The organism is Aeromonas sp. s11 (assembly GCF_040907945.1).
In the GTDB taxonomy this organism is placed as follows: domain Bacteria; phylum Pseudomonadota; class Gammaproteobacteria; order Enterobacterales; family Aeromonadaceae; genus Aeromonas; species Aeromonas veronii.
The window spans coordinates 1-21034 of the sequence record NZ_JBFOCU010000050.1 but is presented as its reverse complement, the minus strand read 5'-3'; the positions used below and the strand labels follow the sequence as shown (position 1 = coordinate 21034).

21 protein-coding genes are annotated in these 21034 nt (G+C 56.7%); 18 read left to right on the top strand and 3 right to left on the bottom strand.

Annotation, left to right across the window (positions count from 1 at the left end):
• Positions 1-553 precede the first annotated feature (553 nt).
• Positions 554-3646, bottom strand: a complete 3093-nt coding sequence (rne, locus tag AB5Y84_RS13575; protein ID WP_368177160.1) for a ribonuclease E — start codon at positions 3644-3646, stop codon at positions 554-556.
• A 413-nt stretch (positions 3647-4059) separates the two neighbouring features.
• Here rne and rluC point away from each other — a divergent pair, with 413 nt between their 5' ends.
• Positions 4060-5004, top strand: coding sequence for a 23S rRNA pseudouridine(955/2504/2580) synthase RluC (gene rluC / locus AB5Y84_RS13570; RefSeq protein WP_232297792.1), 945 nt, complete (start codon positions 4060-4062; stop codon positions 5002-5004).
• Positions 5004-5666, top strand: coding sequence for an HAD family hydrolase (locus AB5Y84_RS13565; RefSeq protein WP_005333172.1), 663 nt, complete (start codon positions 5004-5006; stop codon positions 5664-5666). The genes rluC and AB5Y84_RS13565 overlap by 1 nt, the downstream gene beginning before the upstream one ends.
• A gap of 100 nt (positions 5667-5766) precedes the next feature.
• Here the strand turns inward: AB5Y84_RS13565 and AB5Y84_RS13560 are convergent, their stop codons facing one another.
• On the bottom strand, positions 5767-6348 hold the full coding sequence (locus AB5Y84_RS13560) for a nucleoside triphosphate pyrophosphatase (RefSeq protein WP_368177159.1): 582 nt from the start codon (positions 6346-6348) through the stop codon (positions 5767-5769).
• A gap of 119 nt (positions 6349-6467) precedes the next feature.
• Here AB5Y84_RS13560 and yceD point away from each other — a divergent pair, with 119 nt between their 5' ends.
• The 16 genes from yceD to AB5Y84_RS13480 all read left to right on the top strand — a co-directional run bounded on the left by yceD (position 6468) and on the right by AB5Y84_RS13480 (position 18900).
• The gene (gene yceD / locus AB5Y84_RS13555) at positions 6468-6989 is read left to right on the top strand and encodes a 23S rRNA accumulation protein YceD (protein WP_013723766.1); all 522 of its coding nucleotides are present in this window, start codon (positions 6468-6470) and stop codon (positions 6987-6989) included.
• Between the two features lie 19 nt (positions 6990-7008).
• Entirely contained in the window at positions 7009-7176 is a 168-nt protein-coding gene (rpmF, locus tag AB5Y84_RS13550) for a 50S ribosomal protein L32 (protein ID WP_005300935.1), read from the top strand.
• A gap of 9 nt (positions 7177-7185) precedes the next feature.
• Positions 7186-8205, top strand: coding sequence for a phosphate acyltransferase PlsX (gene plsX / locus AB5Y84_RS13545; protein ID WP_368177158.1), 1020 nt, complete (start codon positions 7186-7188; stop codon positions 8203-8205).
• A 7-nt stretch (positions 8206-8212) separates the two neighbouring features.
• The gene (locus AB5Y84_RS13540; protein WP_338774906.1) at positions 8213-9172 is read left to right on the top strand and encodes a beta-ketoacyl-ACP synthase III; all 960 of its coding nucleotides are present in this window, start codon (positions 8213-8215) and stop codon (positions 9170-9172) included.
• A 71-nt stretch (positions 9173-9243) separates the two neighbouring features.
• Complete coding sequence (gene fabD, locus AB5Y84_RS13535) at positions 9244-10179, top strand: ACP S-malonyltransferase (RefSeq protein WP_005333161.1); 936 nt, start codon at positions 9244-9246, stop codon at positions 10177-10179.
• Positions 10180-10192: 13 nt separating this feature from the next.
• Positions 10193-10927 carry a 3-oxoacyl-ACP reductase FabG gene (gene fabG, locus AB5Y84_RS13530; RefSeq protein WP_005351850.1) on the top strand — a complete coding sequence of 245 codons (735 nt, stop codon included), beginning with the start codon at positions 10193-10195 and terminating at the stop codon, positions 10925-10927.
• Positions 10928-11085: 158 nt separating this feature from the next.
• On the top strand, positions 11086-11322 hold the full coding sequence (gene acpP, locus AB5Y84_RS13525; RefSeq protein WP_005300909.1) for an acyl carrier protein: 237 nt from the start codon (positions 11086-11088) through the stop codon (positions 11320-11322).
• A gap of 82 nt (positions 11323-11404) precedes the next feature.
• Complete coding sequence (fabF, locus tag AB5Y84_RS13520; RefSeq protein ID WP_368177157.1) at positions 11405-12646, top strand: beta-ketoacyl-ACP synthase II; 1242 nt, start codon at positions 11405-11407, stop codon at positions 12644-12646.
• Between the two features lie 68 nt (positions 12647-12714).
• On the top strand, positions 12715-13521 hold the full coding sequence (gene pabC / locus AB5Y84_RS13515; protein ID WP_368177156.1) for an aminodeoxychorismate lyase: 807 nt from the start codon (positions 12715-12717) through the stop codon (positions 13519-13521).
• Positions 13511-14512 (top strand): endolytic transglycosylase MltG, encoded by a 1002-nt coding sequence (gene mltG / locus AB5Y84_RS13510; protein ID WP_368177155.1) that lies wholly within the window; start codon positions 13511-13513, stop codon positions 14510-14512. The genes pabC and mltG overlap by 11 nt, the downstream gene beginning before the upstream one ends.
• Positions 14512-15153, top strand: coding sequence for a dTMP kinase (tmk, locus tag AB5Y84_RS13505; protein WP_368177154.1), 642 nt, complete (start codon positions 14512-14514; stop codon positions 15151-15153). The genes mltG and tmk overlap by 1 nt, the downstream gene beginning before the upstream one ends.
• Positions 15138-16085, top strand: coding sequence for a DNA polymerase III subunit delta' (holB, locus tag AB5Y84_RS13500; protein WP_368177153.1), 948 nt, complete (start codon positions 15138-15140; stop codon positions 16083-16085). The genes tmk and holB overlap by 16 nt, the downstream gene beginning before the upstream one ends.
• Before the next feature lie 25 nt (positions 16086-16110).
• Positions 16111-16890, top strand: a complete 780-nt coding sequence (locus AB5Y84_RS13495; RefSeq protein ID WP_368177152.1) for a TatD family hydrolase — start codon at positions 16111-16113, stop codon at positions 16888-16890.
• Between the two features lie 373 nt (positions 16891-17263).
• A complete protein-coding gene (locus tag AB5Y84_RS13490) occupies positions 17264-18205 on the top strand; it encodes a site-specific integrase (protein WP_368177151.1) in 942 nt (313 codons plus the stop codon).
• A gap of 124 nt (positions 18206-18329) precedes the next feature.
• Positions 18330-18584, top strand: coding sequence for a hypothetical protein (locus AB5Y84_RS13485; protein WP_139714689.1), 255 nt, complete (start codon positions 18330-18332; stop codon positions 18582-18584).
• Positions 18568-18900, top strand: a complete 333-nt coding sequence (locus AB5Y84_RS13480) for a hypothetical protein (RefSeq protein WP_368176250.1) — start codon at positions 18568-18570, stop codon at positions 18898-18900. The genes AB5Y84_RS13485 and AB5Y84_RS13480 overlap by 17 nt, the downstream gene beginning before the upstream one ends.
• 480 nt (positions 18901-19380) lie before the next feature.
• Here the strand turns inward: AB5Y84_RS13480 and AB5Y84_RS13475 are convergent, their stop codons facing one another.
• Entirely contained in the window at positions 19381-20931 is a 1551-nt protein-coding gene (locus AB5Y84_RS13475) for an ISNCY family transposase (protein ID WP_368176249.1), read from the bottom strand.
• Positions 20932-21034 lie beyond the last annotated feature (103 nt).

Here is a 21034-nt window from a genome sequence, read left to right as displayed (position 1 = left end):
AAATTGTGCTGCCGCTAGGATAGGGGGAAACTGGCGAGCTTTCGGGAAGCAAATCTATACCAACGACAGTTGCCTATATGTACATCTGTGTAGATGCAACCTGAGTTGATCATCAGTTGAACAAGACCTGAGGCAGGTTTGCTTTATGTCGAACCTCCCCATTTCTGCGAAAGGAGGATTCAGGTTTCGGTACAACCGAATGCCCTGGTTGGCAAGTATGCATTGAACCAGAGGGTTCCATATCAAATGAATCTTGAACCCCACACCAGCCCATTGCAGACCGTCATCTATACAACCTTTTGTATGCCAACAAACTAGATTTTAAACAGACAAAATAAGTTGGCCTCATGCTGAACATAGGCGCTGAAAAACTGGCTTTCTCTATTACGTGAAAAAGTAAACATGAGTTAACGCAGTGCTCAATGATAGAGAGATAACAGACAAAGCGGCTTTGCAGAGCAATTAATGTGTCTGTGGGTGCACAGGGGAAAAGAGAAATAAAAAAGCCACACCGGTTGGTGTGGCTTTTGTTTAGGGGGTCAACCCGGGTTGCTTAGGGGCGACCGGCCGGGCAGGTGGCCACGTTGACGGCGGCAGTGCTGCCACCATGACGACCTGATGTGCTCACTTCGTTGCGTACCAGCGGCGGGTAGTTAACCGGCTCACGAGCAGGAAGGGCAGGGGCTTCGGCAGGGGTTGCCATTGGGGCGGATGCTTTGCGGGCACGAGCCAGCAGGCCAGCACCGTGAGCTACCTGTTTGGTCACGACCGGAGTCTCTTCCACCGCAACGGCAGCGACAGAAGCCGGGGCTTCGACAACCGCAACTGGCATTTCGACTGCAGCCGGTACAGCTTCTACGACAGAGGGGCTGACAGCAGGGGCTTCTTCAACAACCGGAGCGGTTTCAACCACGGTAGCGGCAGTCTCGTCTACAGCGGTAGCGGTGACAACGGCAACTTCCGGCTCTGCTGCAACCACGACTTCTGCGACAGCTGCAACAACCGGGCTAGCGGTCACATCGGTTTGAGTTGCTTCAACCTGGGCAGCAGCCTGCTCGGCAGCTTCTTCAGCAACGGCTTCGACAACCACATGCTCGGTCAGTGCCGCAGAGGCTTGCAGGGCAGCTGCTACGGCTTCAGCGCTCGGGATGGTGACAACAGGCACTACCGGCTCTTCAACCTGCGCTTTGGCGATATCGGCCTGGGCGGCGGTAGTCAGAGTAGGCTCGGCTTGTTGCTCTTCATCACGCTGGCTACGTGCTTCTTCATTAATACGCTTGCGACGTTGGCCTTCGATGCGTTGGCTGCGCGGAGTACGGCGTGAACGGCGCTGGCCTTCACTCTGCTCTTCCTGCTCGTTACCCACGCTAGCATCGATCACTTCAGCTTGCGCGGGTACTTCGTCAACCGGCAGGGCAGGGGTGTCAGCAGCGGCGACATCGACGCGGATCTGCTTGCGCAGTTGGCGACGTTCGCGGCGCTCGGCCACTTTCTGCTCTTTCTCCTGACGTGGCTGGGCGGCAGCTGCATCAACGGCGTCTACCGCGTCAACAACGACTTCGGCGCGCGGCTCACGGGGAGCACGAGGTTCACGGGCTGGACGTGGCGCACGTTCCTGGCGCGGCTCGCGAGGTTCGCGCTCCTGACGGGGTTCACGTTCCATGCGCTGTTCGCTGCGCACTTCACCACGAGCTTCACGCTCCTGACGAGGCTCGCGCTCTTTACGTGGACGGCGATTGCGGTTTTCACCAGCTTCGCGGTTGCCACTTTCACGCTTCTCGCCAGCTTCCGCATTGTTGCGGTTGCCACGATTGTCATCACGACGAGGACGCTGACCACGGCCACGGCCTTCTTCGCGCTGGTGACGTTGACCTTCATCCTTGCGTGCTTCACGAGCAGCAGGTTTCTCGGCGGGCGCTTTCACGTCGGCAGGGGCAGCATCGCTGCTGAACAGGCCGGTAATGCCTTTGATCAGCTTGCTGAAGAAGCCGGCTTCGGCAGGGGCCGCAGCAACGGGAGCCGCCGGCTGTTGCGGTGCAACAGGGGCCGGTTGTGCCGGTTGGGCAAAGCCTTGCAGCAGCGGTTGCTCACGCTCGATCACCTGAGCTTGCTTCGGTTGGTAGACCGGCTTGGCAATCTCGGTTTTCAGCTCGTAGCTGGCCGCTTCCGGGATCTCGTTCTGACGAATACGAGTTACTTCGTAGTGCGGGGTTTCCAGATGCTGGTTCGGAATGATGTAAACACGCACATCATTGCGCTGTTCCAGACTGGCGATGGCAGCACGCTTCTCGTTAAGCAGATAGGCGGCCACATCCACCGGCACCTGGCCGTGAACCTGCTCGGTGTTGTCCTTCATGGCCTCTTCTTCGATGAGACGCAGGATGGACAGGGCGAGGGATTCGTTGTCACGGATCACGCCTTGACCCTGGCAACGAGGGCAGATGTGGCTGCTGGACTCGTTGAGTGAAGGGCGCAGACGCTGGCGAGACATCTCCAGTAGACCGAAACGGGAGATCCGGCCCAGCTGGATGCGGGCACGATCCTGATGAACCGCTTCACGCAGACGGTTTTCCACTTCGCGCTGATGGCGAACCGGGGTCATGTCGATGAAGTCGATTACGATCAGGCCACCCAGATCGCGCAGACGCAATTGGCGGGCAATTTCGTCGGCCGCTTCCAGGTTGGTTTGCAGCGCAGTCTCTTCGATATCGCCGCCCTTGGTGGCGCGGGAGGAGTTGATATCGATGGAGGTCAGTGCTTCGGTCGGATCGATAACGATGCTGCCGCCGGAGGGGAGGCGCACTTCACGCTGGAAGGCAGATTCTATCTGGCTCTCAATCTGGAAGTGGTTGAACAAGGCAACTTCACCCTTGTACAGCTTCACACGGTTGAGAAAATCGGGACGTACCAGCTCGATATGGGCCTTGGCGCGTTCGAAAATCACCGGATTGTCGATCAGGATCTCGCCCACATCGCGACGCAGATAGTCACGGATGGCACGCACGATGACGTTGCTTTCCTGGTGGATCAGCACCGGCGCAGCGCGCTCCTGAGAGGCCTTGTGGATGGAGTCCCAGTGGTTGAGCAGAACGTTCAGGTCCCACTCCAGCTCTTCTGGCGACTTGCCCACACCGGCGGTACGTACGATCAGGCCCATGCCTTCCGGCACGGTCAATCCGCTCAGGGCTTCTTTCAGTTCAGTCCGCTCATCACCCTCGATACGGCGGGAGATACCACCGGCACGGGGGTTGTTGGGCATCAGTACCAGGTAGCTACCTGCCAGGCTGATAAAGGTGGTGAGGGCTGCACCCTTGGTGCCACGCTCTTCCTTGTCGATCTGGACGATAACTTCCTGACCTTCGCGGACCACTTCTTTGATGTTGGGACGACCCTGATAGGAGTAACCGGAGGGGAAGTAATTGCGGGCGATCTCCTTCAACGGCAGGAAACCGTGGCGCTCGGCGCCGTAGTCGACAAAAGCAGCTTCAAGGCTGGGTTCCACGCGGGTGATCTTACCCTTGTAAATGTTCGCTTTCTTCTGCTCGTGTCCCGGACTTTCAATATCCAAATCGTAGAGCTGTTGTCCGTCAACCAGCGCTACGCGCAACTCCTCTTCTTGAGTTGCGTTGATAAGCATTCTTTTCATTGAGTTCTCATTATTGTGTCATTTTGATTTCCTCCATCTGGGTCCTGCCAGCGCCGGCCTCGGGTCTTCAGCATACTGGGGCAACCTCCCGGTTGGGGTATGCATGAGGCGCAAACTAAGGGCGTTCTGGTCATCACTTCTCGAGAAGGAATGAATAAGGATGCCGAAATGGAGACAAATAAACGGTGATGTTTGTGTTCTCCATGCGTTGTACCTCGCACCCGGGAACCGTCATGTTCTTGTATACACGGTGTTTCGGGATTGGGTGGCATACTTTTTGGCCACTTAGTACAAGGCTTGAACACAATGACAAAACCTTGTTTATTATCCCATTTAAACCTCTTTTATAGCAAGGCGCCATTTTTCAACAAACCATGCAGCCAAGGGGCGCAGGCAGTGTTAAAATCCGCGCCATGACACAGATACAACAACAAGTGCAGCTGCTCACCATCGAAGCTGAGCATGACGGGCAGCGCATCGACAATTTTCTCAAGACTCAGCTAAAGGGCGTCCCCAAGAGCCTGATCTATCGCATCCTTCGTAAAGGCGAAGTGCGAGTAAATAAAAAGCGCATCAAACCGGAGTACAAACTCTGCGCAGGTGACGAGGTGCGGGTGCCCCCCGTGCGCGTTGCCGAGAAGAATGAGCTGCCTTCGGCAAACCTCGGGGTTATCCAGCGTTTGGAGAGCCAGATCTTGTTCGAAGACGATGCCATGATCGTGCTGAACAAGCCCTCCGGCATGGCAGTACACGGTGGCAGCGGCCTGAGCTTTGGCGTGATTGAAGGGCTGCGAGCCCTGCGGCCGGAAGCCCGTTTCCTCGAATTGGTTCATCGACTGGATCGCGACACCTCTGGTGTATTGCTGGTTGCCAAAAAACGCAGCGCCCTGCGCAGCCTGCATGAACAGTTGCGGGTCAAAACGATGCGCAAACAGTATCTGGCGCTGGTGCGCGGCAAATGGCAGGTTCACGTCAAGGTGGTTAATGCGCCGCTGCGCAAAAACGACCTGCAATCCGGTGAACGGGTAGTGCGGGTCAGTGCCGATGGCAAGCCCTCCGAAACCCGGTTCCGCATCGTGCGTCAATTTGCCGAAGCGACTCTGGTCGAGTGCAGCCCCATTACTGGTCGTACCCACCAGATCCGCGTGCACACCCTGCATGCCGGTCACCCGATCGCCTGTGACGATAAGTACGGTGAAGCGGCGTTTGACGAGAAAATGCGCAGCCAAGGTCTGAAACGGCTCTTTTTGCATGCCTGGAAGCTCAGCTTCACCCATCCGGCCGATGGTCGCGAAATGCAGGTAGAAGCGCCGCTCGCACCTGAGCTCGACAACTTCCTCAACGGCTTGCCACGCTGATGCAAGATATCCGGCTCGCCATTTTCGATTGGGACGGTACCCTGATGGATTCGGTGGGCCGGATTGTTGCCTGTGTGCAGGGGGCTGCCAGAGATTGTGAGCTGGCGGTACCTTCACCAGCCCAGATCCGGCAGATCATCGGATTGAGCCTCGATGTCGCCATGCCCCGCCTTTTCCTTTTACGTAGCGACAATGGTAGCGCTATTGAGGAGCGCAAGATTGCCGCGCTCATCGATCGCTATCGTCATCACTATCTGCACGACGCGACCCCCAGCCCGCTGTTTGCCGGGGCAGGGGAGTTGCTACATGACTGGCAGTCACGCGGACTGCAACTGGCTGTCGCTACCGGGAAATCGCGCCGTGGGCTGGATCGGGTATTGGATGAAACCGGGCTACGCCCGTTGTTTGTGGCTAGCCGAGGGGCCGATGAGGCCCGCTCCAAGCCTGATCCGATGATGCTTGAGCAGATCCTGGACGAGTTGGAGCTTTCACCCCGTCAGGCCGTCATGATCGGCGACTCTGTTCACGATATGGCGATGGCCGAGGCAATTGCCATGCCGCGCATCGGCGTTACTTGGGGTGTAGATAGTCGGGATGCCCTCAGTCGTCACGGGCCTGTGGCGGTGGTGGATTCCATGGCGGCTCTTCGCGGGCTGTTATAGACGCCTCTCTTTAAGAGACATCGATCTGATTGATAACAGAAGCCCGGTGTATTGACCGGGCTTTTTATATGTTCGATCTAGCTTATCTATTCGTCCGCGATCAGGGCAGGGCAATACAGTGGCGCTCCAGCAGTTCGATCAGGCCGATCAGCGGCAGACCGATCAAGGCGTTAGGATCGCGCCCCTCCAGACCCTTGAACAGCACGATCCCCATCCCTTCACATTTGAAGCTGCCTGCACAATCTAGGGGCAATTCAGCCTCTACATAGCGGCGAATGGCGGCTTCATCGAGGTTGCGAAAATGGACGGTGAAAGGTTCCACCAGTTGATGAGCCTCACCGGTTGCGGCATTTACCACGCACAGGCCGGTATAGAAGGTGACGCTGCGACCTTGAGCCACCATCAGCTGGGCGATGGCATTGTCGATGGTGCCCGGTTTGCCGAGGATGTGACCATTGCAGACACACACCTGATCAGAGCCGATGATCAAGCCGTGATCACGTTGCCCGGCGATGGCATCAGCCTTGGCACGAGCCAGTCTGGCCACCAGCGCCTCGGCGGATTCGCCAGCCAGTGGTTGCTCATCCACATCGGGGGCGGCACATTCAAAGGGGAGTCCGAGCTTCTCCAGCAGGGCTTTGCGATAGCGAGAAGTTGAGGCGAGGATCAGATTCTGTGGCATAATCGAGTTACCGATGAAAGCGAGTACCGGCATTCTAGGGACTTGTGACGTTAAAATCATCGGCGGTAAGGACTTTTTCCTTTGACTATCAGTTGTTGGACCTATATTATTCGCGCCCTATGCAAAAGGTGAAGTTGCCCGTTAAGGTTGATCCAGTCCGTAGTGCCTTGAAACTGCTCGATTACATCGGGATAGTGGAAAAGTCGCAGATGCCCAGGCTGGAGGAATCAACCGCTGGCTTGCAGAGTGATATCGATGTATCACTGCACTTTGGCAAAGATGTCCAGAAGTTGACCGTTATGAAAGGCACTGCCCATGCCAAGGTTGACCTGGTTTGCCAACGTTGCGGAGAAACATTCGAACACCTCTGTGAAGCTGAATTTATCTACACTCCGCTGTTCGAAAGAACAAACGAGGAAGAACTGCCGGAAGCTTATGAGCCCATTGAGTTGGACGAAAACGGCGAGATAGATCTTCATCAAATCCTGGAGGATGAACTCATCCTCTCGTTGCCTCAAGTCGCAATGCATTCTCTGGATGCATGCCCGAGAGGAAACATGGAGATGACCTGGGGTGAAATCGAACCTGCTGATGAGCGGCCGAATCCCTTTGCAGTTCTTGAAGAGCTTAAACGTAAGTGAATTTAGGAGTTAGCCTACAATGGCCGTACAACAGAACCGTAAAACCCGTGCCAAGCGTGGCATGCGTCGTTCCCACGATGCGCTGACCACCGCTGCCCTGACTGTTGATCAGACCAGTGGCGAAATTCATCGTCGTCACCACGTGACTGCCGATGGTTTCTACCGCGGTAAAAAGGTAATCGCTTAAGGATTGCCTTTGTCTACGCAAACTGTCGCGCTAGACATCATGGGGGGAGATATTGGCCCCTCGGAAACAGTGCCTGCCGCCGTGCAGGCACTGTCTCTTTTACCCCAGCTAAAACTGATCCTGGTCGGCGACCAACATCAGACCTTCTCTCTGCTGCAGCGACATGGCTTGCTGAATCATCCCCGAGTCCGTTTCGTACATGCATCCCAAGTGGTTGGCATGGGCGATAAACCGATCGTGGCGCTGCGTACTCTGAAAGACTCCTCCATGCGGGTGGTACTCAATCTGGTGAAAGCCGGTGAGGCCGATGCCTGCGTCAGTGCCGGCAATACGGGGGCGTTGATGGCGATGGCCAAGTGCGTGCTCAAATCCTTGCCAGGGGTAGACAGACCCGCCCTTATCAAAGCGTTGCCGACATTGAGTGGCAAACGCACCGTGATGCTGGATCTAGGCGCCAACGTCAGTTGCGATGCCGATACCTTGCTGCAATTTGCGGTGATGGGCTCCGTCGTGGCCGAAAAGGTCGAAGGCATTGCATCACCCCGTGTTGCCTTGCTCAACATCGGCGAGGAGGAGATCAAGGGCAACGACTTGGTGCGCCACAGCGCCGAATTGTTGCGTCAGTGCCACGCGCTCAATTATGTCGGGTTTGTCGAAGGGGATCGCATCTTCAGCGGCGACAGCGATGTGATTGTCTGCGACGGTTTTGTCGGCAATGTCGCCCTCAAGACGGCAGAAGGGGTGGTGCGGATGATGGCCCAGCTGGCCGGATATCCCCGCAAGAAACGCACTTTTCTTGGCCGGATCGCCGGATTTATGTTCAAACGGCGTTTTTCTTACCTGAACCCCGACCAGTATAACGGGGCAAGTCTGTTAGGATTGCGCGGCATTGTGGTAAAAAGTCATGGGCGGGCCGAACGGCGCGCCCTGTGTAATGCGATCCTGCTGGCCGCACAAGAGGCCAAACATCAACTTCCACTGCAAATAGCAGATCGCCTTGAAGCTGTCTTCTCTGACAGGGATCTATAAGAACTCTATGCATAGCAAAATTCTGGGTACTGGCAGCTACCTGCCGAGTTCAGTGCGTACCAACGCCGATCTTGAGCAGATGGTTGAGACCAGTGATGAGTGGATCGTGGAACGCACCGGTATCCGTGAGCGCCGTATTGCCGGTGCTGACGAGACCGTTGCCACCCTCTCTTACCAGGCCGCCCTGCGCGCCCTGGATGCAGCCGGTCTGACCGCTGCCGATCTCGATATGATAGTGCTGGCCACCACCAGTGCCGAAAATGCCTTCCCGGCTGCCGCCTGCGAGCTGCAGGGGCTGCTCGGCGTACCGGGCATTCCTGCCTTTGACGTGGCTGCAGCCTGCGCAGGTTTCACCTACGCACTCTCCATTGCCGATCAGTTCGTCAAATCCGGCGCTGCCCGCCATGTGCTGGTCGTCGGGGCCGATGTGCTCTCCCGCATGTGCGATCCGCAAGATCGCGGCACCATCATCCTGTTTGGTGATGGGGCAGGGGCTGTGATTGTCGGCGCCAGCGAGACGCCGGGCATCCTCTCTACTCATCTCCATGCCGATGGCCGTTATGGCGATCTGCTCAAGCTGCCTCATCCCCGTCGTGGCATGCCGGGTGCCGAGCTCGAAGCCTACATGTATATGAAGGGCAACGATGTCTTCAAAGTCGCGGTCACCCGTCTGAGCGAGATCGTAACCGAAACCCTGGCTGCTGCAGGCATCGAGCCGAGCGAGCTGGACTGGCTGGTGCCGCATCAGGCCAACTTCCGCATCATCAGCGCCACAGCCAAGAAGTTGGGTATGAGCCTCGATAAAGTGGTGCTGACCCTCGACAAGCACGGCAACACTTCTGCTGCGTCCGTCCCTGTCGCCTTCGATGAAGGGGTGCGGGATGGCCGGATCAAACCGGGTCAGCTGGTACTGCTGGAAGCCTTTGGTGGCGGTTTCGCCTGGGGCTCTGCGCTGGTTCGCCTCTGATCTTCGGCGGGATGGTGTCTCCATCATCCCGTCACCGATTTCATTTTTGTCTTATCTAAAAGGAATCAATGATGACCCAATTTGCCATTGCCTTCCCGGGACAAGGTTCCCAGTCCGTAGGCATGCTGGCCGAGCTGGCCGAACAACATGCCGTGATCAAGGAGACCTTCGCCGAGGCGAGCCAGGTGCTGGGTTATGACCTGTTTGCCCTGGTGATGGATGGTCCGGTTGAAGATCTGAACAAAACCTGGCGCACTCAGCCTGCGCTGCTGACAGCCTCTGTCGCCCTGTGGCGCCTGTGGCAACAGCAGGGTGGGGCAACGCCTGCCATGATGGCGGGTCACAGCCTGGGTGAGTACTCCGCGCTGGTTTGCAGCGGCGCACTCGATTTTGCCGATGCGGTCAAACTGGTCGAGCTGCGTGGTCTGGCCATGCAGGAAGCGGTACCGGAAGGCACCGGCGCCATGGCGGCCATCATCGGTCTGGATAACGAATCCATCGCCGCCAACTGCGAAAAAGCGGCACAAGGGCAGGTGGTCTCTCCGGTCAACTTCAACTCCCCGGGCCAGGTGGTTATCGCCGGTCACAAAGAGGCCGTTGAGCGCGCCAACGTGCTGATGAAAGAGTCGGGCGCCAAGCGTGCGCTGCCGCTGCCGGTCTCCGTGCCGTCTCACTGCGCGCTGATGAAACCTGCCGCAGAAAAACTGGCAGCTGCGCTGGACGGGATCGAGATCAAGGTTCCAACCATCGCTGTCATCAATAATGTCGACGTATCCTGTGAACAGGATCCGGCCGCCATCAAGCAAGCGCTGGTACGTCAGCTGTTCAGCCCGGTTCGTTGGACCGAGACTGTCGAGCGGATGGCCAACGAGGGGGTTACCCTCGAGATCGAGATGGGACCGGGCAAAGTGTTGACCGGGCTCGCCAAGCGCATCGACAAGCGCGTGGAAGGTATTCACGCCAACGATGCCGCCTCTTTCGAGCAGGCGCTGGCCCAGATCAAGTAAACAGGAGCAAGTGATGAGCTTTACCGATAAGGTTGTGTTGGTGACCGGTGCCAGTCGTGGCATCGGCCGTGCGATTGCCGAAACATTCGTGGCCCGTGGCGCGAAAGTGGTCGGTACGGCGACCAGCGAGAGCGGTGCCGAGGCGATCAGCGCCTATTTGGGTGACAATGGCTGCGGCATGGCACTGAACGTGACCAGCCAGGAATCCATCGAAGCCGTCTTCGCCGCCATCAAGGCGCGCTTTGGCGACATCGACATCCTGATCAACAACGCGGGGATCACCCGTGACAACCTGTTGATGCGGATGAAAGATGACGAGTGGAACGAGATCATCGATACCAATCTGACCTCGCTTTACCGTCTGAGCAAACCGGTGTTGCGTGCCATGATGAAGAAACGTCACGGTCGCATCATCAGCATTGGCTCCGTGGTGGGAACCATGGGCAATGCCGGTCAGGTCAACTATGCTGCCGCCAAGGCCGGTCTGGTTGGTTTTACCAAATCGTTGGCGCGGGAAGTGGCATCCCGTGGTATCACAGTGAACGCGGTTGCACCCGGTTTCATCGAAACCGACATGACCCGTGCCCTGAATGACGATCAACGTGCCGGCATCATGAGTCAGGTGCCTGCCGCCCGTTTGGGTGATCCAAAAGAAATTGCCGCAGCTGTGGTATTCTTGGCTTCTGATGAAGCAGCCTATATCACCGGCGAAACCCTGCATGTTAATGGCGGGATGTACATGGTGTAATCAATTTGTCGTGAGATCTGTTCAAATTTGCGATAGTACGCCGAAGTTTGGCACATTTCGTGGTTTGACCAGCGGCAAGCTACTTGCAAACTCACGTCAATTGAATAAACTACCCCAACCAGACGCAAATAGCGTATTTTTAAAGGAAAATTCAGGTCATGAGCAACATCGAAGAACGCGTAAAGAAAATCATCATCGAACAACTGGGTGTTAAAGAGGAAGACGTTAAGAACGCTGCCTCCTTCGTCGACGACCTGGGCGCTGACTCTTTGGATACCGTTGAACTGGTAATGGCGCTGGAAGAAGAATTCGATACCGAAATTCCTGATGAAGAAGCCGAGAAGATCACCACTGTTCAAGCGGCTATCGACTACATCACCGCTAATCAGGAATAAGTTCCTGTTCTGAAAGAAGCGGCCCAAGGGCCGCTTCTTTTGTATTTGTTCCTTTTCAAAACACCTCTCGGAGACTACCTCAGTGTCAAAACGCAGAGTCGTGGTGACCGGCTTGGGGATGCTTTCCCCGGTGGGTAACACTGCCGAATCCAGCTGGCAAGCACTGCTCAACGGGCAGAGCGGCATTTCCCTTATCGAACACTTTGATGCCAGCGAGTTTGCAACCCGCTTCGCAGGTCTGGTCAAGGATTTCGATCCCGAGCAGTACGGTATCAACCGTAAAGACGCTCGCAAGATGGATCTCTTCATTCAATACGGCATCGCGGCCGGTATGCAGGCGCTGGATGATTCCGGCCTGACCATCAATGAAGAGAATGCCGAACGTGTCGGCGTGGCGATTGGCTCCGGTATCGGCGGTCTGGGTCTGATTGAACAGAACCACGAAAGCTTGGTCAACGGCGGCCCGCGCAAGATCAGTCCCTTCTTCGTTCCGTCCACCATCATCAATATGGTGTCCGGTCATCTCTCCATCATGAAAGGTCTGCAAGGGCCGAACATCGCCGTGACGACCGCCTGTACCACGGGTACCCATGCCATCGGCATGGCTGGCCGGATGATCGCTTACGGTGATGCCGACGTGATGGTCGCCGGCGGTGCCGAGAAAGCTTCCACCGCGATGGGGATGGGTGGTTTTGCTGCTGCCAAGGCACTCTCCAACCGCAACGACGAGCCGCAAAAAGCGAGCCGTCCGTGGGATAAAGATCGCGATGGTTTCGTGCTGGGTGACGGTGCCGGTGTACTGGTACTGGAAGAGTACGAACACGCCAAGGCCCGTGGCGCCAAGATCTACGCCGAGCTGGTCGGTTTTGGCATGAGCGGTGACGCGTACCACATGACTGCGCCTCCTGCAGATGGCAACGGTGGCGCTCGCGCCATGAAAAATGCCATCAAGGATGCCGGCATTGCCCCCGAGCAGATCGGCTACATCAACGCTCACGGCACCTCCACCCCGCTGGGTGATGTGGCCGAGCTGCGTGGCATGAAGTCGGTGTTTGGTGAGCATGCCAAATCCCTGATGGTGAGCTCCACCAAGTCCATGACCGGTCACCTGCTGGGCGCCGCCGGTGCCATCGAGGCGATCATCACTGTGTTGGCCCTGCGTGATCAGGTGGCGCCGCCCACCATTAACCTGGACAACCCGGATGAAGAGTGCGATCTGGAGCTGGTACCCCATGTGGCCAAGTCAGGCAGCTTCGAGTACGCCCTTTCCAACTCGTTTGGTTTTGGCGGCACCAATGGCTCACTGATCTTCAAACGCGTATAATTTGCCGCAGGGCAAAGACACAGGCCCGATACTGCCGGTATCGGGCCTTTTTTATCGGAGGGATCCCTTTGCTTATCAATGGCATGAAGCTTGATACCATCTCGGCACATGATCGGGGGCTGGCTTATGGTGACGGTCATTTCACCACCATGGCGGTCAGGGAGGGGCGCGTGTTGCAGTGGCCTGCCCATCTGGCACGGTTGCAGCAGGCGAACAACCGGCTGGGATTGGTTGAACCGGACTGGGATCTCTTGACCCGGGAGGTTGAAGAGATGGTGGCCGAGCAGCCACAATGCGTGGCCAAGGTGATCCTGACCCGCGGCGAGGGGGGGCGGGGCTATGATGGCAGCGTATGTCAGCACACAACCCGGATTGTCACTCTGGCGTCATTTCCCACTCACTATGGCCAGTGGCAACAGGAGGGGATCGAGATAGTGGTGTGCCGCCAGCGGATCGGCGATGCGCCCATGCTGGCCGGGCTTAAAACTTTGAATCGTCTGGAGCAGGTATTGCTGAAAAGCGAACTTGTCAGCCGAAATGCAGTCGAAGGGATAGTGCTTAACAGTCGTGGTTTTCTGATTGAAGGGGTCAGTGCCAATCTGTTTTGGCGTCGGGGCAAGACGGTGTTTACGCCCGATCTCGCCCGCGGTGGTGTCGATGGCATCATGCGTCGCCAGGTGATGGCGATGTTGAAACAGATGAGTATTGAGTTGCGTGTGGTAGAGGCTCCGCTGGAGTCACTATGGCAGGCGGAAGAGGTGTGGCTCACCAATACCCTTATGGGGGTCGTGCCGGTCAATGGCATCGAGGATATTCACTATCCCCCAGCGGTATTGAGTCGCCGTTTACAGGAGCGTTTGGTCATTGAAGTTTAATCGGCTTTACACCCTGCTCGCGGGGGCGGCACTGATGGTAGCCGCTGCCGGGGGCTATGTACATTACAAATGGCAACAGGTAGAGACGCTCACCAACAAGGGGCCGACCCGGCTCTTTACGGTGGAGAAGGGCGCCCATGCGGCGCGCCTCATTGCCGAACTGGGTGAGGGGGAAACCAGCCCCTGGGCGGTGCGGCTCTGGCTGCGCAGCCATCCCGAACTGGTGGCCATCAAATCGGGCACCTATGAAATCAAGGAAGGGGCCCCTCTCAAGGAGACCCTTTCTCTGTTCGCATCGGGCAAGGAGTTTCACTTCAGCCTCACCTTCGTCGAAGGTTCCCGTTTCGAGGATTGGCAGAAGCAGCTCTCCAGTGCCCCATACCTTGAGCGATTGACCGTCGAGCAATCCGAAGCCGACCTGGCGCAGGAGCTCGGCATCGAGAATGGCAAGCTGGAGGGGTGGTTCCTGCCGGAAACCTACGCCTATACCACCCATGCCAGCGATCTCTCGATCCTGCGTCGTGCCCATCAGGATATGGAGACTTTCCTGCAGCAGAGCTGGGAGAAACGTCAGGCCAACCTGCCTTACAAGACCCCCTACGAGGCGTTGATCATGGCCTCAATTATTGAAAAAGAGACCGGCCAGCCGGATGAGCGGGCGCAGATCGCCTCGGTGTTTGTCAATCGTCTGCGTCTGGGCATGAAGTTGCAAACCGATCCCACCGTCATTTACGGGGTGAAAGATCGCTACGATGGCAACATTCGCCGCAGCGATCTGACCGACAAGAATCCCTACAACACCTATGTGATCGATGGTCTGCCGCCCACGCCTATTGCCATGCCGGGCAAGGCCTCCATCGAAGCTGCGCTTAACCCCAAGTCGACCGACTATCTCTACTTTGTCGCCAAGGGGGGCGGTGCCCACTATTTCTCCAAGACCCTCGATGAACACAATCGGGCGGTTCGCGAATACATATTGAAGAAACCCTAATGTCTAAATTTATTGTGATCGAAGGATTGGAAGGGGCAGGGAAGAGCTCGGCCGTGCGTTATGTGACCGACTATCTGCAGCGCCACGGCATCAACCGGATCGAGTGCACCCGCGAGCCGGGTGGTACGCCGCTAGCCGAGCGGATGCGGGCCATCGTCAAAGAGGTGCACGACGAGCGCCTCACCATCGAGGCGGAATTGCTGCTGATGTATGCCTCCCGGGTACAACTGGTGGAGACCCGCATCAAACCCGCACTGGCCGACGGTGTCTGGGTGGTGGGGGATCGCCACGATCTCTCCTCCCAGGCCTATCAGGGGGGGGGGCGTGGCATCGATGCTACTCTTATCGGTGCCATCAAGCAGGCGGTGCTCGGCAACTTCAAACCGGATCTCACCCTCTATCTCGATATCGATCCTGCCCTTGGCTTGCAGCGCGCGCGCCATCGCGGCGAGCTGGATCGCATCGAACTGGAGCAACTGAGCTTCTTCGAGCGTACCCGAACTCGTTATCTCGAACTGGCCGCCAAGGATGACTCCATTGTGGTGATCGATGCGGCGCAAACCCCGGAACAGGTCAAAGCTGCCATCGAGTGTGCATTGGATCACTATCTGTCGAACGAGTCGCTATGTATCCCTGGCTGATCTCAGACTGGCATGCCCTGAGCCAGACGGCCCAGTCTGGTCGTCTCGGCCACGCCTGGTTGTTGCTGGGCGATCCCGGTCTTGGCAAGGAGCAACTGGCCGAGCGGCTGGCACGTTTGCACCTTTGCCAGCAACCGGATCGCGGAGAGCCGTGCGGCCACTGCCACTCTTGCCAGCTGTTTGACAAGGGCAACCACCCGGATCTCGGCACCATAACTCGCGACAGCAAGACCATCGGGGTCGAGGCCATTCGCGAGATCTGCACCCGGCTGCAGGGCTCTGCCCAGCTCGGCCGTGGCAAGGTGGTGATCATTCCTGATGCGGAACGGATGACCGAATCGGCAGCCAATGCCCTGCTGAAAACCCTGGAAGAGCCGGCCGGCGACAGCTTGCTGTTGCTGATCGCTTCCCAGGTTTCCCGGTTGCTTCCCACCATTCTTAGTCGCTGTCACAAACATGTCTGTCAATTGCCTGCGGAAGGGGAAACAGTACGCTGGTTGGCCGAGCAGGGTCATCAGGCCACTCTGGCTCAGGTGCGGATCTGTCAGGGGGCCCCGCTGCGGGTACTCGACTATATCGAGCAGCAACAGGACGGGACTCGTCGCGAACTGCTGGAGCAGTTTGTCGCCCTGAGTCAAAGTCCGGTCAAGGCGACGGCACTGTGCAGCCAGCTTGGTCAGGAGACGCAGGTCAGGTTGCACTGGTTGCAGCTCTTCTTGTGCGATGCCCTGAAAACCCAGGCTGGATGTGGTCACCATCAGCTTGCAATGCCTGATCTGGCCATCTTGAGTCAACGGTTGGCGGAGCAGCACTCCAGCGAAAAACTGCTGGAGGCAGAACAAGATCTGGTTGCCCTGAAAGCGGCATGTCAGCCGGGTCAGCTCTCCAATCCCACCATCCATCTGATGAACTGGCTCAGTTGCTGGTTATAAGTACCGACAAGCAGAAAGGTTTTATATGTTACTCGTTGATTCCCACTGTCATCTCGATCGCCTCAGCTATGGCAGCAAGCAGACAACCATGGCTGATGTACTGGCAAAGGCCGCGAAACTGGACGTGGGATATTTTCTCTGTGTCAGTGTGACTCAGGCACAGTTCCCGACTATGCTCGAGGCGATCGCCCCCTATCCCCAGGTGTTTGCCTCTTGCGGGGTACATCCGCTCAATCAGGAACCTGGGGTGGATGCAGCCTTGTTGCTGACACAGGCTGCTGACGAAAGAGTGATCGCCATCGGCGAAACCGGACTCGACTACTTCTACTCGCCCGAGAACAAGGACGTTCAGCAAGCCTCTTTCCGCGAACATATCCGGGTTGCCCGCGCGTTGAACAAGCCGCTGATCATCCATACCCGCGATGCCCAGCAAGATACCTTGCAGATCATGCGCGAAGAGGGAGCGGATCAGGTTGGCGGTGTGCTGCACTGCTTCACCGAATCCCTCGAAATGGCGCAAGCGGCGATGGCGATGGGGTTCTATATCTCCATCTCCGGGATCGCCACCTTCAAAAATGCGTCTGCATTGCAAGAGGTGGTCAAGGCACTTCCCCTCGACAGATTGCTGGTCGAAACCGACTCGCCCTATCTTGCCCCCGTGCCGCATCGGGGGAGGGAGAACGAACCCGCCTTTGTGCGAGACGTTGCGCAGTTTATTGCCGATCTGCGTCATATTCCGCTTAATGAATTGGCAGAAGCCACCAGCCGGAATTTCTTTGAACTGTTCAAGCTGGCGAAAAAATAATCCCCAAGCCCCGTTATTCGGGGCTTTTTAATTTTCAAATACCAAGCTGATTACCCACCTGAATATCAACATCGAGCTACGTTATCTCTCACTTCTTCCTGCCAATTTTCCTTTTTCGTTTTTGCTAAACCGTGTCGAATGATATTCCTATGTTTCCTTTATTCAGCGTGGTCAATGGGTATTAAAATAGGATGCTCTAGGTATCGATAATATTCATTATCGATATTTGATGTGTGTGGAAGATCCTGTAAGATCCTATCAAACTTCATATGAATCATAGAGTTCCGTGGCATATCCAACCTTGTCCAATCCAGCTCATCAGTCACTGCAGACTGTTTTCGATGCCCAGCTAAATAGCCGAGCACGACGCTTTTTGCGCAGTGCAAAAGCGGATTCCACCCTCAATGCCTATCAGGCGGATACCCGTATTTTTGTCTTCTGGTGCCAATTGCACGGGCTGGATCCGCTGCAAACAACCCATCATGACATTATGAACTTTCTGGCAGATCAGGCCGATGGCGTATTGGCTGACTGGGTATGGCTGGATAAAGAGGAGGGGAAGGGGGAGCTGCGTAACGGTGAACCTCGAAAACCGGCAACCCTGGTGAGACGGCTTGCCGGGATCCGTTATGCCTTCAAGCAGAAAGGCATTCACCCCATGCCCACCGAACATCCCGAAATCAAGGAGATGATGCGCGGTATTGTCAGGTTGGGGGATAACCGCAAGCGCAAAACTGGCGCCCTGACGCTGCAACCATTGACCCAGGTGCTGGATGGCATCGACACCGGTGATCTGGCTGGCTTGCGTGATCACACCCTGCTGCTCTTGATGTTCAGTGGCGCCTTGCGTCGCTCGGAAGCGGCGCGAATTGAGGTGAGCGATCTCGATTTTGTGGGGCAGGGGATCCGTCTTCGCCTCAAACCAAGTAAGCACCAGTTGCATGAAACCGAGATAGCCCTGATCCCGGGCAAGCTCTATTGCCCCGTGTCGGCACTGCAAAAATGGCTACACAAAAGCCGGATCAGCGAGGGGCCGCTGTTTCGGCGCATGAACCGCTGGGGTCAACTGATGGCCGAACCGCTCGGCCCCCAGGGCATCAATCTGATGATCAAGCGGCGAACAGGCCAAACCATCGACGATCTCTACGTCAGTGGCCACAGCCTGCGCCGTGGATTTATCACCTCGGCGGTGACTGCCGGCAAGCCGATGAACAAGATCATAGAAGTCACTCGCCACAAGGATATGCGAACCCTGCAGGAGTACTTCGATGACGCCCACAAATTCTCCGATCATGCCCTTGATGGCTTGCTTTGACACATGTCAAAAACTATTTGAAATGACCGGTTTTTAGCTAAATCCAAATGTCCGAGATCTTGGTGAAATTGAGTTAAGAGTCATGTCAAAATCAGCTGCTGAAGATTCATAAGAGGATGCCGTTGTGACTCAAAAAAGAACCATGCTGGAACTGGCTGAAGAAGCTGATTCGCTCTACGAGACAGCCATTACACGCTGGGTTGAACAACAACCAGAGCTGGCCGCTCAAGCGAAGAAGATTATGGATGATGTGACCGAGTGCTTCGACCCCGAAGTTGCTGAAGCGCTCACAAAAATGCGTTCTCTTCCCTGGGGGGCATTTATTGCCTGGTACGAAAGCAAATACGGCACAGGGGATGAATGTGAAACACAAAATTGAGTGGTTCACGGTGCAAGTTCAATACTCGGATCGAGTGCCATTTGAACTGGTTGGTGAATTGGAAAAGGGCTCGCTGTTCATGTCTGCAGGTGGCCGCTTATGTGGCCCTGGGGCTTCAGTCAGTCTCGATAGCCGAGAACTGGCAGAGGGCTATTTGCAGGCGTTGACGACGCGCAGAAAGAAAACTGACCCAGAGTTTCAAGCAGTGGCCATGCAAGTCTCTTCATCAAGTGAATACGCCCGAGCCCACATAAAACGGGACTCCGATAAAGTCCGTGAAAAGCTCACCCGATGGGGGATTGAGCTCCCTGGTTAGGGAGCGATTAGTATGAGTACGGGTACTCATACTAATCATTAAAACGGGCGCCGACGTCAGTGTCGTAACGGATTTCCCCCCTCTTGAATGCCGGATGCAGTGTGCTATATTCACTGGGAACCTATAGCAGCCGGACACCAAAGCGGGCCGGATCGGTTTGAACGGGATGTGGACTTGAGCCTGTCAAACTTAAACAGAGGGAGGTTGAGGAGGTATCCTCGCGGCGGTCAGTCCCTAGTCCACCGACCAATGCAAAAATCCAGCAAGGCCAGCTTTCGAGCTGGCCTTGTTCGTTCTGACACTGACGTCGGCGCCCGTTCGGCTGGCGCCGACGTCAGTGTTGGATGCCCGCAAAATTGCGTTGCTCGGAACCCTGCAACACAGCGCAACAGCGATATTCTCGTTCAAATAACACTATGGGGTTATATCGACGATGCCCCCTCGAAAAGTACCGTTCCGACACTGACGTCGGCGCCCAAACTAAACCTCGTCCTGTCGCGATCTCTGTTGCCACTGACTGATGGCCGCTTGCACAACAGGGGATGGTGTTTCGTCCCGAGGGCCGGTGATCTGCGGTCTACCCCGCTTGCGCTTTGCCACCGTTTGCGCGGCTTCCTTCGCAATGTCCGCCAGCTCAGGCCTGTCAGGTTGCGCTTCCAGCCTTTCGCCGCTGACGTCCAGCAGCGCCTTGTAATACTGCTCTTCCCCTAGTCGGTTTGGCTTCACCTTGTCAGGATGCGGCCCGCGACGGCGGTTCGTCGTCGGGCTGCTTGGCGCAGCTCGCGAACGAACATCGTCCCGCATGGTCTGAACCTCTTGGGCCATCAACAGCACATGGCCAAGCCGCTTGTTATCGACAATCGCCCCTTGATTCACCGGTGCCAGCTGATCCTTGATGCAGTAATCCAGGAGCTGGCCATCCAGCCCTCGTAACTCCACCCGATCATCGCAATAGTGGTACACCATGATCTCTCGACCGATCAGCCGCCGCTGGGCGGGGGTATCGAGCAACAGGTATTGCACCTTGTCATATTGGGTTGTGAGCCGTTTTGATACCTGCCTGGGCTCCTTCCAGATCAGGGTACGCTCCAAGTCATCATGAGGGCCCAGGGGGCGGTGTACGTCCACCTCATGCAAGGGGGCTTTACCGAAGCGCCGGTTGTAATCGGAGATGAAGCCAGGCAGCCACGCATTGGCCTCGTCAATCGAGCTGATCCCCGCCAACCTCAACTCTTTCACCAGGCGATCTTGTAACGTCAGGTGCGCGCGCTCTACACGGCCCTTGGCCGCACTGCTATGAGCGCAGAACCCCTCGATATTGAGTTCGTCCAGGGCGCGGGCAAACTGCGTCTGGCCCTCGCCACGGGAGGACTTGTGATTGACCCTGAACACGCTGGCCTTGTCGCTGTAAAGCGCCAGCGGCTTGCCGTGGGCAACCAGGTGATCGCGCAAGGTGCCGAAGTAGGCGAAGGTCGATTCGGAATGCACAAAGCGCAGGGCGGTGATCTGGCTGGTCGCATCGTCCACGAACACGATGGCGGTACAGGCTGGCGCTCGACCCTCAAACCAGCGGTGGTCGCAACCGTCAACCTGGATCAACTCACCAAAGCAGGCGCGGCGGTAACGAGGTTGCTGGATCCTGGGTGGCCGTTGCCGGCGGGGCACCCATAGCCCCGTGGCAATCATCATCTGGCGCACGGTCTCCACGGCCAGGTTGATACCGTGTTGTTCCGCCAGTTTCTCAGCGGCCAGGGTCGGCCCGAAATCAGGGTAGTGCTGGGTGATCAGCTGATAGGCTTGCTCCTTGAGCCCAATCGGCAGTTGCCGATTGCCTTTCATCCCGAACTTGCGGGAGCGCAGCCCTAATGGGCCATCCTCCACGTAACGGGCCACCAGGCGGCGTAGATGCCGTGGCGTCAATGACAGGCGCTGTGCCGCTATCGTGCTGGGTATGTGGCCTTCCACCACGGCCTGGATGGTCTTGAGACGGTCTACCTCTTTCATGGTGAATATCAGCTCGCTTTGTGCCATGAGAACCCCTCCGTGGTGACACCTATCTCACAAGGTATAACTGAGGGGGCCCTAGCCGGACATTTCAATCTGGCTCAAAGCGGACATTACAATCTGGGGCTAA

Bases quoted from the DNA above. Each gene is read 5' to 3' on its own strand.
- AB5Y84_RS13560 (WP_368177159.1), bottom strand. From the start codon at position 6,348: ATGCCACAGAATCTGATCCTCGCCTCAACTTCTCGCTATCGCAAAGCC.
- AB5Y84_RS13495 (WP_368177152.1), top strand. From the start codon at position 16,111: ATGTTACTCGTTGATTCCCACTGTCATCTCGATCGCCTCAGCTATGGC.
- rluC (WP_232297792.1), top strand. From the start codon at position 4,060: ATGACACAGATACAACAACAAGTGCAGCTGCTCACCATCGAAGCTGAG.
- AB5Y84_RS13475 (WP_368176249.1), bottom strand. From the start codon at position 20,931: ATGGCACAAAGCGAGCTGATATTCACCATGAAAGAGGTAGACCGTCTC.
- AB5Y84_RS13565 (WP_005333172.1), top strand. From the start codon at position 5,004: ATGCAAGATATCCGGCTCGCCATTTTCGATTGGGACGGTACCCTGATG.
- fabD (WP_005333161.1), top strand. From the start codon at position 9,244: ATGACCCAATTTGCCATTGCCTTCCCGGGACAAGGTTCCCAGTCCGTA.
- rpmF (WP_005300935.1), top strand. From the start codon at position 7,009: ATGGCCGTACAACAGAACCGTAAAACCCGTGCCAAGCGTGGCATGCGT.
- fabG (WP_005351850.1), top strand. From the start codon at position 10,193: ATGAGCTTTACCGATAAGGTTGTGTTGGTGACCGGTGCCAGTCGTGGC.
- tmk (WP_368177154.1), top strand. From the start codon at position 14,512: ATGTCTAAATTTATTGTGATCGAAGGATTGGAAGGGGCAGGGAAGAGC.
- rne (WP_368177160.1), bottom strand. From the start codon at position 3,646: ATGAAAAGAATGCTTATCAACGCAACTCAAGAAGAGGAGTTGCGCGTA.
- acpP (WP_005300909.1), top strand. From the start codon at position 11,086: ATGAGCAACATCGAAGAACGCGTAAAGAAAATCATCATCGAACAACTG.
- yceD (WP_013723766.1), top strand. From the start codon at position 6,468: ATGCAAAAGGTGAAGTTGCCCGTTAAGGTTGATCCAGTCCGTAGTGCC.
- AB5Y84_RS13540 (WP_338774906.1), top strand. From the start codon at position 8,213: ATGCATAGCAAAATTCTGGGTACTGGCAGCTACCTGCCGAGTTCAGTG.
- holB (WP_368177153.1), top strand. From the start codon at position 15,138: ATGTATCCCTGGCTGATCTCAGACTGGCATGCCCTGAGCCAGACGGCC.